Consider the following 14,871-nt stretch of genomic DNA (forward strand, 5'->3'; position numbering starts at 1 on the left):
CGGCGCTCTGCAACCGGGGGCCGCCGGCGCTCGGCCGCCCGGTGCGGGACTACGGGGCGCCCGCCCCCGCCCGCCATGAGCCCGAACCCGACCGTGAGTCCGGGCTCACCGGACCACTCTCAACGCCCGTGGCGCGAAGAGGACTTCGCCGAGCTCGTCGACGGAGGCCGGGCTTCCGCCGCCGGGGCCGGGCAGTGATCAGGTGCTCTTCGAGCGGAGGACGGACGCAGAGTACATACGCCGGATGAAGACGCCGCCGTGCGGCGACTCACCGCGTCACGGTAGCGAGGACGTCGTCGCCCAGCCGCCGTATGACATCCGTGGCCAGCCGGTGCCGCACCAGCTTCCCGTCCCGGGTGGAGCGCACCAAGCCCGCGTCGCGCAGCGTCCGCAGGGCGCGGGAGACCTGCGGTTCGCTGGAGCCGAGCCGGACGGCCAGCTCCGAGGTGGTGATGGGCTCGCCCAGCAGGTGGCGGCACAGTTCCATCCGCGTCGGAGAACCCAGAGCCAGTAGCCGGTCGTGCAGATCCCGAAGGCTCAGCGCCCCGGCCGGGGCGGTACCGCGCGCCGCGTACTGCACCACAACGCACGACGAATGCTCCTTCTTGACCGTCAGATGCGGCCACACCCGCGTGGACGGGACGAGGACCAGTGAGCGCGGGGCCACCTTCACCTCGTCGATCTGGAGCTTGTCCAGCCTGACCCGCTCGCCCGGTCCGACTCTGTCCGCCGTCGGCAGCAGTTCGGCGAGCACGTCCGCGGGCGGCCAGGCAGCCAGCCGACGGCGCACCTCACGCGCGTGGTGCTCCAGGCCCGGGCGCAGGGCGCGCCAGTCCGCGGCGAAGAATGCGGTGTCGGCGGCCCGCAGCAGCGCCAGCAGCCGGTCGCGCGTGTCCGTGGGCGCCGCCATCAGAAGCCGCGCCAGCTCGCCGCGGGCGTACGAGCGGCGCACGCAACGCCGCACGTACTCCTCCGCGGCGGCGGTGCCTTGGCGCAGCTCGCGGGCCGGCGGCATGGGCTGCACGAGAGTGCCGAGCACTCCGGGCGCCACCAGCTCGACGAATTCCTCCGCCGACAGCGCCGCTATCCCTGCCAGCTCTTCGTCCAGGCTCGCCGCGAGCGGCAGCGTGCGGGGAAAGAAGAGGCGGCAGCGGAAGCGGACCCACAACGGGGCGAACACCGAGAGCTCGTCCCGCAGTCCGGGGCGCGCCGCGACGGCCCGGGCCGCCCAGCCGGTGGCCTCCGGGTGGTGCTCGGGTTCGGCGAGCACATGCAGGCTCGCCATCAGTTCCGACAGAGCGGAGGGCCCTGCCACGAGGTCCGTGGCGCTGAGCCCTCCGACATCGAGGACGATGCTCACTCGGCCAGCGTACGGCTGCTCAACGCACCGGCGCCCCTGGTCCGAGCGGGATTCCCAGCAGGTACCAGACGAAGAACAGCAGCACCCACACCGCCAGCATGATCATGGCGACAGGCAACGTGAAGGAGACCAGGGTGCCGATGCCGGCCTTGCGGCGGAGGGTCTGCAGGTAACCGACGCAGAGCATGAACGAGGTGCTCATCGGGGTGATGGAGTTGGTGCAGGAGTCGGCGATGCGGTAGAGCGCCAGGGTCGTGGCCGGGTTGGTGCCCAGCAGCATGAGCATCGGTATCAGCGCCGGGGCGACCAGGGCCCACAGGGCGGAGCCGGAGGTGATGAGGAGGTTCATGAGGGCAACCGCGGCGATCAGCAGGGAGAACAGCACCAGGGTGGGGGCACCCATCTGCTTGAGGAAGCCGGCCCCCTCGACCGCGACGACGGTGGCGATGTTGGTCCACTTGAACAGCGCGACGAACTGGGCGACGGCGAAGAAGAGCACCAGGAGCGGTGCGATGAAACGCACTCCCTCCGCCATGGCCTCGGGTATACCGCGGCTCCCGCGGATCCGCCCCGTGAGCCGCCCGTACACCGCGCCGATGAGCAGGAAGAAGATCGTGAGGAAGACGGCGATGGAGTTCATGAAGGTGGACTCCACGAGCGCGCCTCCGTCGCCGCGAAGGGGCGACGAAGCGGGCAGCATGGCGAGCACGATCAGTGCGGCGTAACCGAGTACGGCCAGCGCGGTCAGCCTCAGGGCCCGCACCTCGGTGGCGTCGTCGACCTCGGCGGCGACCACCTGCTGGGATGCGACGGCTTCCAGGTCCTCGTCGGGTGTCAGATGGTGCTCGCGCTTCGCGAGGATCTTGTCGACGACCAGGGCGATGGTGCCCGCGAGAACGAACGCCGAGACCGTGGTGAAGTACATGTTGTCCGTCGCACGGACAACTGCGTCCTCGTCGACGAGCTGCGCGGCCTCGGTGGCCACGGAGGCGAACAGGGCGTCTCCCGGGGCGATCAGCGGATTGGCGTCGCCCGCGGCGTTGATTGAGACGAACGCGACGATCATGCCGAGCATCGGAGAGCGGCCGACGGCGCGGAAAGCCACTGCTCCGAGGGGGATGAGCACCACGTACGCGGAGTCGGAGAGGAACTTCCCCAGCACGCCGCCCAGGGCCACCCCGAGGACGACCATGCGCGGGGAGAGGCCGGAGAGCATGCGGCGGGCGAGGGCCTCGAAGAGCCCGGAGCGCTCGGCGACCGCGACACCGAGCATCACCATCAGCACGGTGCCGAGCGGCCCGAAGGTGACGAAGGAGTCCTGAGCCCCGCTGATCAGGTCCCGCACGGCGTCCGCCGACAGTGCGCTGCGTACGCCGACCGTGTCGCCCGAGGAGGGGTCCTCGACCTCGAGGCCGGCAGCGTTCAGGGCCCAGCTTGCGAGGGTGACCACCCCGCACAGGATCCAGAACAGCCAGAACGGATGCGGCAGCGCATTCCCCGCGCGCTCAACCAGATCGAGGAACCGCGAACCACGGCCCCCGTTGTCAGGCTCGACAGCCTGCACTTTCCGGGTGGGATTGTCGGTTGTACTCATAGCGATCTCCTGGGGAGCGACGAGTGAGGGCACGGCGGCGCGGCTGCTCAAGGGCGGGCTGCGGGAAAGCGAACGAAGGCCGGGCACGATCGGTGCGCGGGTGCCGCCGTGGTGGGGCACGGGGCCGTCTGGGTTGCGCGTCACAGTAGGTCGCGTATTCGGCTCCGTCACCGTCTGGCGGAACAGTTGACCTGATGACGTCAAGTGATCGCCCATGACGTCGACCACTGCCTAGCGTCACGTGCGTGACCTGTTACGACACCCCTGCCCTCAGCCCCGAGCCCCTCCAGGGGGGCGCCCTGTGGCGCCGCACCCTGCGCATCCCGATGCGGGACGGCGTCGGTCTCGCCACCGACCTGTACTCCGCCTCACCGGAACCGGATGCAAGCCCACTGCCCGTGCTTCTCGAACGCACTCCTTACGGGCGGCGCAAGTCGCGCGGATCGGATCAGGACCGCAGCGACGCGCCTGTCCCGCAGCCGGAGGACATCGCCCGGTACTTCACCGACGCCGGTTACCACGTCGTACGGCAGGACTGCCGGGGCCGTGGCGGCTCCGGGGGGACGTTCGTGAAGTATCTCGGCGAGGGTCCGGACGGGGCGGACACGATCGCCTGGCTGAGGGAGCAGCCGTGGTGCGACGGGAGGGTCGTGATGACCGGAGTGTCCTATTCCGCACACGTCCAGGCGGCCGCGGCCGCCGAGGGGGTGGCCGGGCTTGCGGCGATGTTCCAGGACTCGGGGGGCTTCTCCTCCGCATACGACGCGGGGATGCGAATGGGCGGCGCCTTCGAACTCAAGCAGGTGACGTGGACGCTGCGGCACGCCATGAGCAGCCCGGAAGTGACGGCGGACCTGGTACTGGCCGAGGAGCTGAGCCGGCTTGATGTGGCGGGCTGGTTCAGGGCGATGCCGTGGCGGCCGGGCCTCTCGCCGCTGCGGCATCTGCCGGCGTACGAGGACTATCTGCTGGAGCAATGGCGGCAGGACGCCTTCGGGGACTACTACCGCAACCCGGCGATCTACGGGCGCGGCTTCTACGAGCGCTTCCCGGACGCACCGAGCTTGCACATGGGCAGCTGGTACGACCCCTACGTCCGCTCCACCATCGAGAACTTCACCGCGCTGCGGCAGCTGAAATCGGCACCCGCGTACCTGGTGATGGGCCCCTGGACGCACGGTGACCGCTGCAAGACCTATGCCGGAGATGTCGACTTCGGCCCACGGGCCGGACTGGACGGCAACCTCGCCCCGTCGTACCTGGAGTTCCGCCGCCGCTGGTTCGACCGGGCGCTGGGGCGGATCGGCAGCGGGAGACCGGAGCCCGGGAACGCGCCCGCCGTCCAGTACTTCCTGATGGGCGGCGGCGACGGACTGCGGAACGCGGACGGGCGGATGCGGCACGGCGGCGAGTGGCGGACGGACACTCGGTGGCCCCCCTCGTCTATGAACCCCGTCGCGCTGTACCTGGACACCGGCGGCGCGATCACCACCACCCCGCCGACCGCGGTCGCAGGGTCGGTGACGTACGACTTCGATCCGCGCAACCCGGTGCCGACCATGGGCGGCCAGATCACCTCGGGCGAGCCGGTGATGTCGGGCGGGGCGTACGACCAGAACGCCCCGGACTCCCGCGTGTTCGGCGCACGTGAACCGTATCTGCCGCTGGATTCCCGCCCGGACGTGATCAGCCTGACGACGCCACCGCTGAAGCGGGACGTGGTGCTGGCCGGTCCGGTCACGGCAAAGCTCTTCATATCCACCACGGCCCCGGACACCGACTTCACCGTCAAGCTGATCGACGTGCACCCGCCCAACGCGGACTATCCGCACGGCTTCGCCATGATCCTCACCGACGGCATCTTCCGTTGCCGCTTCCACCGCTCCTACGAGAGGCCGGAGCTGCTCACCCCCGGCGAGGTGTACGAGATCGACGTGACCGCCCCCGACACGGCCAACCGTTTCGGCGCAGGCCACCGCATCCGGCTGGACATCTCCTCCAGCAACTTCCCCCGCTTCGACGTCAACACCAACACCGGCCAACCGGAGGCCGACGTCCGGCGTACCGCCGTAGCTGCGAACACCGTGCACATGGATGCCGAGCACCCTTCCCACGTGCTGGTGTGGCTGGAGGGCGGGCGGACGGCGCTGACGTAGTGCCCGCCGCCAGGGCTGACCGGGAAGGACCCGAGGTGCAACCTTGCCGAACGACTCCACCCTCCGCATCCCTGCTCCCGAGGCGAGTCGGCCCACACCGGCCCGAGCTGCCCGGTGGGAGCGGGGCCGCGGAAGTCGACGTCCGCACCCGAGCCGGCCCGTCACAGCACCCGCAGGGAGCCGAGCCGGGCCACTTGCATCAAACCCAAGGAGCAAACAGGAACAGAACGGGCAACACGGGCACTGTAGGCGCAGCAGTCGAACGCGCACGAGGTGGTGGCCGATGACGGACGACGGGGATGGCTGGGGCGCGCGGGGCAGACCCCGGGCGGAGCTCGGCGAGCTGCTGGATCTCGTCGAAGAGGCCGTCGTCGTGTGCGACCGGGCCGACGGGACGGTCCGCGGATTCAACCGTGCCGCGGCCTGCCTGTTCCCCCGGCTGCGCCCCGGCGAGCAGCTGAGCACGTCCGCGGCCGCACCTCTCGCTCATGCCGCCGCCCGTCGGGCGGAGCGCTTCTCGACCAGTCACGAGGGCCGCAGGCTCCGCGGCCGCCTGCAGAACGTCGGCGGACGCGCGGTGTGGCTGGTCCGTGACGTGAGCAGTGCCGAGGACGCCGAGGCGGCCCTCGTCGACGAACGCGGCAGATCGGCGTTCCTGGAGGAGACAACCAGGCGTCTGGGCGCCTCGCTCCATCACGCCCGCACCGTCCGTACGGTCGTCGAGCTCGTGATCCCGGAGCTGGCGGACGTGTCCGTGGTGGTGCTGCCGGTGACAGGGCGGCGTACGGGCTGGCACCGGGCGGGGCCGGGCGAGGCACGGTCCTCTGGGGAAGTGCCCGTCGAGATCCTCGAACGGGTGCCCGAGGTGAGAGACGCGCTGCACGGGCTGCAGCCGCGCCCCGCTGCGGTACGCGCCCACGAGATGGGGCCCCTCGGCGACGTCGTGCCCGGGGATCTCCTTCAGGTCGAGGATGCGCTCGTGGCCCAGCTCGACGCAGGGGGCCTGCCGGCCGGCGCGCTGATCATGCTGCGGGGCCCGGAGCGTGACCGTTTCGACGACGTGGACATCGAACTGGCGCGCCAGTTCGCCGCCAGGGCCGGACTGGCCCTGGCCACGGCGGCGCTGTACTCGCAGCAGGCCCACACCATCGCCGTTCTTCAGGACAGCCTGGCTCCGCAACCGCTGCCCTCGGCGGACGGCCTGCAGCTCGGCGCCGCCTACCGACCGGCCGCGGAGGCACTGCGCGTCAGCGGCGACTTCTACCACGTTTCCCCTTGCTCCTCGGGCGGGGTGACGTTCTTCTTCGGTGACGTCTCCGGCAAGGGCGCCGAGGCCGCGGTACTGGCGGGGCACGTCCGGCAGAGCATGCGGACCCTGACCCTGGTGACGAAAGGCGCCGACCCCCTGCACGATCTGCAGCTGCTCAACGACATCGTCATCGACGAAGGCCACCGCTTCACGACCCTGATCTCCGGCTTCGCCCGCCCGGGCCATGACGGCTCCGTGACCGTGGGGATCGCCAGCGGCGGTCACCTCCCCCCGCTCGCACTCCGCGGCGGCGGACGGGTGGAGGAGATCGTCTGCGAAGGAACGCTCATCGGCGCGGTGCCCGATCCCAGCTTCAGCCGTACGGAGTTCCGCCTCGCACCCGGTGAGCTGATGCTTCTCTACAGCGACGGGGTGACCGAGGCACGGGGCGGGGTGAGCGGGCGGGAGATCTACGGCGACGAACGCCTCGTCAACGCGCTGGCCGGCTGCGTCGGAATGCAGGCGGCGTCGGTGGCGGAGCGTCTGGAGCTGCTGACGACCGAGTGGCTCGCGGGACGCCCCCACGACGACATCTCCATCCTGACGCTGCAAGCACCTCCCCGCCATGGCTCCCCGCCGCGCCACCGGCACGAGGAACCGGGCGGGCCCGCGGGCAACGGTATGCGGAAGAACCGATGAGCGGCCCCGGGATCACCGACGCTGTGCGCGCGGACTTCTACGCCTGCCTGGCGGGTGCGGACGAGGGCGGTGCGCTCGAACTGGCCGACCGTCTGCTGACGAGCGGCGTGAGCGCTGAGGATGTGCTGCTCGAACTGGTGTCACCGGCACAGATCGAGGTCGGGGCCAGGTGGGAGTCCGGGGAGTGGACGGTGGCACAGGAGCACGCGGCCACTCACGTCAGCCGGCAGGTCGTGGACGCGGTCGCGTCCGCCGCCCGCAGCACCACCCGCTTCCCCTCCGGGACCGGCTCACAGGGCCACGTGCTGGTGGCCTGCAGCGACGGCGAGTGGCACATTCTGCCCTCCCACATCCTCGCCGCGGTGCTGCGACTGCACGGCTTCCACGTACGGCCGCTCGGCGGGTCGGTGTCGCCCTACGAGCTTCTGTCCGACGTACAGCAGAGCGGCCCCGACGTCGTCGCGATCTCGTGCACGCTGCCGGGAAACCTTCCGCTCGCGTACCGGCAGATCGAGGCATGCCGGTGGGCCGGAGTCCCCGTCATGGCGGGCGGACCCGGGTTCGGACCCGGGGGCGTCTGGGCGGACACCCTGGGTGCGGACCTGTACGCGGCCGACGCCCGCAGCGGCGCGGAAGCACTGCGTCGCCACTGGCCACCGGTGCTGCGTGGGGAGTCGTCGGTCCAGCCGGGTGCCGTGGAGGCGTACGCACAGCTCGTCCGGCGGCGTCCCGTGCTGGAGCGCCTGGCTCACACGCCGTGCGAGCCGTTCCCTGGCTTGCGAGGACGCTCCGCCGAAGAGGAGCACGTGGAGAGCGAGGAGCACGTGGAGAGCGCCGAGCTCCTCGGGCGGCTGCTGGACGCCCTGGCCGCGGCGGTCTTCGTGGATGACGCGCGGGTCTTCACCGGTCAGCTCGACTTCGCCCGGAGATACCTCGCCACGCGCTCGGTGGACCCCCGCTGCCTCGTCGTGATGACGGATGCGCTGGCGGACCGGCTACGCGGGTCTCCCCGGGCCCTCGACAAACTCGCGGCGGGGCGCCGGACCCTCGTCGAGCAGGACGGCTCCCGCCGTCCCTCATGAGCGAGGACGGCGGAGAGGGTGAGTGAGAGGGCACCCCCGTGGGGAGGGTGAGCCGGCCCGCCGGGGCCGGCCCCCGCCCCCGGAGAAGCCCCGCACACGCAGAACCCCCGGAAATCCCGGTCGGCGCTCTCACGTCTTCCAGAATTTTCGGGGGATACGAGCCGGTGAATCGACAAATGCTCCGTATCGAAGCTTTGCCGTTGTTCACCGACTCAATTGCCAGGATTACTCCGATTTGCTCCACGGTCAAGGGGCGCCGCCACCTGCATGGAAGCGGGCTGCCGAGACGGGAGCCCGGGGCGCGGCCGTCCTTGCCGGAGTCCCTGCCGGTCTGACGGAGACCTCGACGCGGAAGGCCGCGCCGTGGGGAGCTGCCGCGGGCCCGGCAAGCGGCGAGCCACGCCCCGGCCACCAGGGCCCCGCCGTGACCTGCGGGAACGACGTGCTCTGCCCTGGGCGAATCTGCTGCGGGGCGAGATCCCTGATCCCACGGGCCGGACGGGCCGACAGTGGGGTGAGCGCCGCGGACCACGCCGAGGCGCACGACGATCAGGAGGGCCCATGTCTCCACTCGCCGTCCCACTGGACCGCCCCTCGCCCCCACGTGCCGAGGAGGGCGAGAACCTTCGGTCGCGGTTCGACGACCACCTTGCCGCCCAGCTCCTCACGCAGCGCATCGTCTTCCTGAGCAGCGAGGTCGACGACACCTCCGCGAACCGCATCTGCGCGCAGCTGCTCCTGCTCTCCGCCGAGGACCCCCGCACCGACATCAGCCTGTGCGTCAACAGCCCCGGAGGTTCGGTCACCGCGGGGCTGGCGATCTACGACACGATGCGGCTCATCCCGAACGACGTCTCCACGCTGGCCATGGGCTTCGCCGCGAGCATGGGCCAGTTCCTCGTCACGGTGGGAGCGGCGGGAAAGCGCTACGCCCTGCCCAACTCGCGGATCATGATGCACCAGCCCTCCGCCGGCATCGGCGGGCCGGCGGCGGACATCGCGATCCAGGCCGAGAACCTCGAGTACATGAAGAAGGCCATCGAGCGGATCACCGCCGAGCACACCGGCCAGAGCGAGGAGACGATCGCGCGGGACGGCGACCGTGACCGCTGGTTCACGGCCGAACAGGCCCTGCAGTACGGGATGGTCGACCGGGTCGTGCAGTCGCTGGACGACGTGCGCCCGGCCGCACCGAAGCGGAGGGTGGGTCTCTGAGATGAGCCAGTACACGATCCCGACCGTCGTGGAACGCACGCCGCACGGAGAGCGCGCGTACGACATCTACAGCCGGCTGCTCTCCGAGCGCGTGATCTTCCTCGGGACGGAGATCGACGACGGAGTGGCCAACGTCGTCATCGCGCAGCTCCTCCACCTGGAGTCCTCGGCACCCGAACGCGAGATCGCCGTCTACATCAACTCGCCCGGCGGCTCCTACACTTCACTCACCGCGATCTACGACACGATGACCTTCGTCGGCGCGCCGATCTCGACGTTCTGCGTCGGCCAGGCCGCTTCGACCGCCGCTGTGCTGCTGGCCGGGGGCGACCCCGGGCGGAGGTTCGTGCTGGAGCACTCCCGCGTGCTGCTGGGGCAGCCGGCCAGCGGCGGCAGCCGTGGCACCGTCTCGGACCTGAGTCTCCAGGCCAAGGAGATGCTGAGGATCCGCTCAGAGGTCGAGGAGATCCTCTCGCGGCACACCCACCACGAAGTCGCGGTCCTCCGGGCGGACATGGACCGCGACAAGGTCTTCACCGCGCCCGAGGCCGTCGCGTACGGGCTGGCGGACGAAGTGCTCAGCCGACGGCAGTTGGCGGCCGGAGGGCTTTGACGGGGCCTCGTACGACGGCAGTCGGATACCGGCGCGGCCTGACCGGCCTCGTACGACGGCAGTCGGATGCCGGCGAGCGTGACGTGACGTCGTGGCACGGTGCCGTGGCACGGTGCCGTGGGACGGCGTCGTGCCACGCGGCGTTCTCAGGCCCTCCCTCGGACCGTTCCTCGAACCGTTCCTCGGACGTTCTTCAGGCGGCGAGGCGCACATCACCCGGCCGCGGAGCCGCCGGCCGGGTGCCGCTGCTCCGCGTGCTCAGCGTCGACACGGACGTGGCAGAGCCGTCGTCGCTCTCCTCGTGCGCCGCGCCGCTGTCGGGGAGAGCCCCGCCGGGCACCCGGAGCGCGTCAGCCGGCGAAGCGCCGGGAGAGGACGGCCGCACCCGGCGGACCACGGACGGGCGACCGCGCCGCGCACGCCGTTCCAGCTCCCGTTCCAACTCGCCCTGGACCAGGCCCAGCACGTCGGCCAGGCTCAGCCCCAGCGCCTGTGCGGCAGCGGCGAGCACCTCCGACGAGGCCTCCTTGCGTCCCCGTTCGACCTCGGAGAGGTACGGCATGGAGATGCGGGCAGCCTCGGCGACGTCCTTGAGGGTTCGCCTCTGACCGAGCCGTTCACCGCGCAGCACGCCGCCGACGACGTGCCGCCAGAGCGGCTCCTTGGCCGCGCGGCCGGCGGAGTCGGGCACTGCATCGGGCACTGCTCCGGGCACGGCTCCGGGGGCTGCGGTGCCTTCGCGGACTGTGCCTTCGGGGGCTGCGGCTTCGGGGCCGGCGGCTTCGGGGACTGGAGCCTCGGGAACCGGCACGGCGGTTGCCGGACGCAGCGGAACGACGCGGGGCCTGCCGGGCGTGTGGGTGCTCACCACTTCAGATTAGGAGCACCGCGCCGGGCCGGAAGGGGGCGGGAGCCACTTCCGCCACCGGCGAAACGATCCCACGCCATATGCTCCTCACCGCGCCCCGGAACGGCCGTTGCCGGAAAACCCGTGGCGGTGCACGCCCGTTCGGGCGGAAGCTCAGGGGATGGAGACGACCGGCGCGGAATCAGCAGCGGAGAAGGAAACCGAACGACGCTTCGGGTGGTCGGACATGTTCGTGCACCCCGACGACGACCCCCGCTCCCAGGAGGGATTCGAGGACGAACGGGCCTCGCTCACCGGAGTTCTGCACGCCCAGCGGCTGACGCTGCAGTTGAAGTGCTCCGGTCTCGACGCCTCGGCGCTGGCCAGGCGCTCCGTGGAGCCGTCCGACATGTCCTTGCTGGGCCTGGTGCGCCACCTGGCGGGGGTCGAGCAGATCTGGTTCCGGGGCGTGCTGGCCGGACAGGACGTGCAGCGCCACTACCGCTCCGAGGCCGACCGCGACGGCGACTTCCACGGAGCGGTCGCGGATCCGGACGTCGTCGCCGAGGCGTGGGAGACATGGCGTGCGGAGGTCGCCTTCGCCGAGCGGTTCGTGCGGGACGCACCGGACATGGACTTCACCGTCACGCACGAGGGGGAGCCGCTCACCCTCAGGGACGTCCTGGTGCACATGATCGAGGAGTACGCCCGCCACAACGGCCACGCGGACCTGCTGCGCGAGCGCATCGACGGGCGGGTCGGCCAGTAACGACGCCGTGGTGGCGGCTCCTCGCGCGGGGCGCTCCGCGGCGATGCGCTCGGCCTCGTGTTGACCTTGCCGTTGCGTCAAGGTCTTCAATCAAGGCATGCGAATCGGCGAACTCGCCGCCCTGGTCGGGGTCTCGACCAGGACCGTGCGGCACTACCACCGCCTCGGGCTCCTCACCGGCCGCCCGGGCCGCGCCGCCTCATGTCCTTCGACGTACGGGGGACGGCGAGCCTCGCGCTGTGGATCGCCCGCCGCCGGGACGGGGTGCCGGCGGGGGCCGTCGCCGTGCCGTACTCGCGTGAGCAGAGCCCGACCCTGTTGCTGATCCTCTTCGTGACGGTGCTGGAGACGGCCGCCACGGAGGTGCTGCTGCGAGGGCTGGGCGCATTGGCGGGCCTGCGCAACCTGGTACTGGTGGTGGACCTGTACGCGACGGTGGCGGTGCTGGCGATCGTCGCGGCGGGCGTGACCCGGCCGCATGTCGTCGACGACCGTGAACTGCGCATCCGCTGCGGGGCGTTCTTCGACCTGCGGACACCTCGCCGGCTGATCGGCTCCGTAAGGGTCGCGCAGAACTACAACGAGCGCGGCATGGTCTCCGTGGAGGGAGGGCGTCTCGCGGTGGCGGTCTCGTCCCGTACGAACGTGGTGGTGGAACTGTCGGAGCCGGTCACGGCCGTCCGTCCGCTGGGCAGTGAGGCACGGGTGACCTCGGTCCGGTTCTTCTGCGACGAACCGGGCCCCGCGCTCGAAGCGCTGCGGGGGAAACCGGCCGCCCCAGCGCGCGCGGGAGAGTGAGCGCCGGTCGCCGGGTACACGCACGTCATCCAGCCGGCACCTACAGGAACGGGATGTACATGACCATCCAGCACCCCGCGAAGCGGGGCGGTTACAAACGGGGCCGCTTCGAGCGCATGGCCGAGACGGCTTCCAATGTCACCGGCTCGCCTGCCTTCTACTGCTTCTGCGTGCTCCTGATCGTCACGTTCGTCGTCGTGCATCTCCTGCACGTGCCGGTGACTTGGCTGATCTTCGTGGGCGACATGATGGCCGCCGTGAGTCTGCTGCTCCTCGCCCTGCTCAAGAACACGGAACGGCGCGCGGAGCACGCGCTCCAGCGCAAACTGGACGCGATAGCCGCGGTGGTTCTCGAACAGCACGACGGGGGTTCTCACAAGGCCCACGAAAGCCTGCGGGAAGCGATACGCATGGACGAGAACGTGTGAGGCTCCGCCCCGCCGCCCCGGAGCCGGCCCGCCCCGTCGCGGGCACAGCTCCGCGGGGCGGCCGACGGCACCGGTGGCTCCGGTGCCGTCCGCCATGGAACGGGCGACGGCCTGCGCACCTGGATCAGGACGTGGATCAGGACGCCGACAGGACGGCCGCTCGCCTCGTTCCGCATGGAGGAGCCCGGGTGGGGCAGGCTCCCTCGGTCCGCATTTCCCCGCGGCAGGCAGCCGCCGCGTATCACCCGTGGTGAGCCGGGAGGACCGGTGCGTCAGCTGTTGGCAGCGATGTCGATCATTTCCCGGGCCTTGGCCTCGCTCTGGTCGTAGCGCTCCGGGAAGGCGGAGCGCTGGACGCTCTGGGCGAGCTGACCGGCGGTCATGCCCGGGTCCGCCTGGTCGTTCGGGATGGCCTGGTCGAGGAACGCGTTGGTCGCGTAGACCGGGTCCATGATCTGCTCGGGAGTGCCCCATCCGGCGCTGGGCCGCTGCTGGAAGACGCCGAGCGAATCGCGGTCACCGCAGTTGAGGTTGTTCATGTGGGACTCGACCCAGCCGGCCTCGAACGCGGCGAGCATCACCTTGTCGTTCACGCCGCGCTGCGTCGCGACATCGTGAACGGTGTTGATGATGGCTGCGTCGAAGTCCGGCGGGACGGCGCACTTCTCGTCCAGGATCTCGGCGTTGGCCCGCTTGTCGCCGGCCTTCACGTCGGCCTCGCCGGCACTCGCCTGCACGGCCAGTCCGCCGGCGAGGAGCACACCCGCGGCAAGGGCCGTGGCGCTGCGGATCACCGTCTTGCGTCTGACCTTCGCGGTGAACGTCATCAGGTCTTTCCTTCCAGGTGGGGGACAAGAACGCGCGTAGATACGCGTCCCTGCTGGCGCGGAACCCTGTAACCCTCGCCACTCCCCGGACCCTCGGGGCGACCTGCGGAAGTGCGAGCAACCGATTTCGCTGCGGGACCGTACTGTTTTGACAGTGACGCGTCAACGGATGCTGGTTTTCACACTCCGGACACAAGGAGTAGATCCCAAAAAGGGCCCAGGAAGCGGAAGATGACGCGTCAACGTCTGCACCCCCGGCCCGGAAACCGCAGGTGGGACCCACCGTTCCGCACGCATTCGACCCCCTGGGCACGCCTCACCGGTCCGCAGGCAGTGATCATCCGGGACCCCGCCCGGCTCACAGTCGTGACACCTGTCATTGCGTAGCCGCACAAGCCATCGATGTACCGAAGGCGACGGACAGGCCCGTCGTGCCGTTCTCGAGGAACCGCTTTCCCTCGGCATGAACCGCTTCCCCCGACGAAGCGGACCGGGCGGCCTGACGCGCCGCTCCGTCACAGACGGTCGTCCGGCCTGCCCGCCCGCCGCGCGCGGGGCATGACAGGCGCGACACCGGGGACCCGGGCCGCGTAACCGATGAAGTCCCTCGCGCCGCAGGCGGCGCGGAAGGAAGTGGCCAGAATGCGCATCGCCTTTCTCATGGCTCCCGAAGGGGTCGAGCAGGTGGAGCTGACGGAACCGTGGAAGGCCGTGAAGGACGCCGGCCACACGCCCCGGCTGGTGTCGACGACGGCGGGCCGGATCCAGGCGTTCAACCACCTCGACGAGGCCGACACCTTCCAGGTGGACCAGACGGTCGACGAGGCCGCGGCGGAGCAGTACGACGCGCTTCTCCTGCCCGGCGGAGTGGCCAACCCGGATGCGCTGCGCCTGGACGACGACGCGGTGCGACTGGTGAAGACGTTCTGTGAGAGCGGCAAGCTCGTCGCCTCGATCTGCCACGCCGCGTGGACGCTGATCGAGGCGGACGTCGTACGCGGCCGCACCCTCACCTCGTGGCCGAGCCTCGAGACCGATCTGCGCAACGCCGGCGCCCACTGGGTCGACGAGGAGGTCGTCGTGGACGAGGACACATACACGCTCGTCACCAGCCGGAAACCGGGCGACCTCAAGGCGTTCAACGACGCTGTGGTGACCCAACTCTCCGGCTGAGACGCAGACTTGGCCACCCCCGCGAGGTCCTTGAGGACCTGATCCTTGAGGACCTGAGGCA

12 protein-coding genes and 2 pseudogenes are annotated in these 14,871 nt (G+C 70.6%); 10 read left to right on the forward strand and 4 right to left on the reverse strand.

What is annotated here, in order from left to right; translation table 11 throughout:
* Positions 1-268: 268 nt before the first annotated feature.
* Together H180DRAFT_RS10340 and H180DRAFT_RS10345 are read right to left on the reverse strand one after the other, a co-directional pair.
* Positions 269-1,360 (reverse strand): ArsR/SmtB family transcription factor, encoded by a 1,092-nt coding sequence (locus tag H180DRAFT_RS10340; RefSeq protein ID WP_055485735.1) that lies wholly within the window; start codon positions 1,358-1,360, stop codon positions 269-271.
* A 19-nt stretch (positions 1,361-1,379) separates the two neighbouring features.
* Positions 1,380-2,954 (reverse strand): AbgT family transporter, encoded by a 1,575-nt coding sequence (locus H180DRAFT_RS10345; protein ID WP_055485736.1) that lies wholly within the window; start codon positions 2,952-2,954, stop codon positions 1,380-1,382.
* 245 nt (positions 2,955-3,199) lie between these two features.
* Here H180DRAFT_RS10345 and H180DRAFT_RS10350 point away from each other — a divergent pair, with 245 nt between their 5' ends.
* The 5 genes from H180DRAFT_RS10350 (at position 3,200) to H180DRAFT_RS10370 (ending at position 9,968) form a co-directional block, all read left to right on the forward strand.
* Positions 3,200-5,110: a CocE/NonD family hydrolase gene (locus H180DRAFT_RS10350; protein WP_055485737.1), complete on the forward strand. Its 1,911-nt coding sequence runs from the start codon at positions 3,200-3,202 to the stop codon at positions 5,108-5,110.
* Between the two features lie 283 nt (positions 5,111-5,393).
* Positions 5,394-7,058 carry a PP2C family protein-serine/threonine phosphatase gene (locus H180DRAFT_RS10355; RefSeq protein ID WP_055485738.1) on the forward strand — a complete coding sequence of 555 codons (1,665 nt, stop codon included), beginning with the start codon at positions 5,394-5,396 and terminating at the stop codon, positions 7,056-7,058.
* Positions 7,055-8,140, forward strand: a complete 1,086-nt coding sequence (locus H180DRAFT_RS10360) for a cobalamin B12-binding domain-containing protein (protein ID WP_055485739.1) — start codon at positions 7,055-7,057, stop codon at positions 8,138-8,140. Before H180DRAFT_RS10355 ends, H180DRAFT_RS10360 begins: the two co-directional genes overlap by 4 nt.
* Before the next feature lie 561 nt (positions 8,141-8,701).
* Positions 8,702-9,355, forward strand: coding sequence for an ATP-dependent Clp protease proteolytic subunit (locus H180DRAFT_RS10365; RefSeq protein ID WP_055485740.1), 654 nt, complete (start codon positions 8,702-8,704; stop codon positions 9,353-9,355).
* 1 nt (position 9,356) lies between these two features.
* Entirely contained in the window at positions 9,357-9,968 is a 612-nt protein-coding gene (locus tag H180DRAFT_RS10370; RefSeq protein WP_055485741.1) for a ClpP family protease, read from the forward strand.
* A gap of 460 nt (positions 9,969-10,428) precedes the next feature.
* On the opposite strand, the pseudogene H180DRAFT_RS29065 reads toward H180DRAFT_RS10370, so the two are convergent.
* Positions 10,429-10,836, reverse strand: a pseudogene (locus tag H180DRAFT_RS29065) (helix-turn-helix domain-containing protein); the annotation flags it as partial.
* A 226-nt stretch (positions 10,837-11,062) separates the two neighbouring features.
* Between H180DRAFT_RS29065 and H180DRAFT_RS10380 the strand changes: the two are divergent.
* The 4 genes and pseudogenes from H180DRAFT_RS10380 to H180DRAFT_RS10395 all read left to right on the forward strand — a co-directional run bounded on the left by H180DRAFT_RS10380 (position 11,063) and on the right by H180DRAFT_RS10395 (position 12,810).
* Positions 11,063-11,584 (forward strand): DinB family protein, encoded by a 522-nt coding sequence (locus H180DRAFT_RS10380; RefSeq protein ID WP_079100029.1) that lies wholly within the window; start codon positions 11,063-11,065, stop codon positions 11,582-11,584.
* A gap of 97 nt (positions 11,585-11,681) precedes the next feature.
* Positions 11,682-11,759, forward strand: a pseudogene (locus H180DRAFT_RS30940) (MerR family DNA-binding transcriptional regulator); the annotation flags it as partial.
* 26 nt (positions 11,760-11,785) lie between these two features.
* Positions 11,786-12,382 carry a hypothetical protein gene (locus tag H180DRAFT_RS10390; protein WP_055485743.1) on the forward strand — a complete coding sequence of 199 codons (597 nt, stop codon included), beginning with the start codon at positions 11,786-11,788 and terminating at the stop codon, positions 12,380-12,382.
* A gap of 59 nt (positions 12,383-12,441) precedes the next feature.
* On the forward strand, positions 12,442-12,810 hold the full coding sequence (locus H180DRAFT_RS10395; protein WP_055485955.1) for a low affinity iron permease family protein: 369 nt from the start codon (positions 12,442-12,444) through the stop codon (positions 12,808-12,810).
* A gap of 272 nt (positions 12,811-13,082) precedes the next feature.
* On the opposite strand, the gene H180DRAFT_RS10400 is transcribed toward H180DRAFT_RS10395, so the two are convergent.
* Positions 13,083-13,637 carry a hypothetical protein gene (locus tag H180DRAFT_RS10400; RefSeq protein WP_055485744.1) on the reverse strand — a complete coding sequence of 185 codons (555 nt, stop codon included), beginning with the start codon at positions 13,635-13,637 and terminating at the stop codon, positions 13,083-13,085.
* 642 nt (positions 13,638-14,279) lie between these two features.
* On the opposite strand from H180DRAFT_RS10400, the gene H180DRAFT_RS10405 reads away from it, so the two are divergent.
* Positions 14,280-14,810, forward strand: a complete 531-nt coding sequence (locus H180DRAFT_RS10405) for a type 1 glutamine amidotransferase domain-containing protein (RefSeq protein WP_055485745.1) — start codon at positions 14,280-14,282, stop codon at positions 14,808-14,810.
* Positions 14,811-14,871 lie beyond the last annotated feature (61 nt).

Source organism: Streptomyces sp. WMMB 322 (assembly GCF_900090145.1).
Taxonomy (GTDB): Bacteria; Actinomycetota; Actinomycetes; order Streptomycetales; family Streptomycetaceae; genus Streptomyces.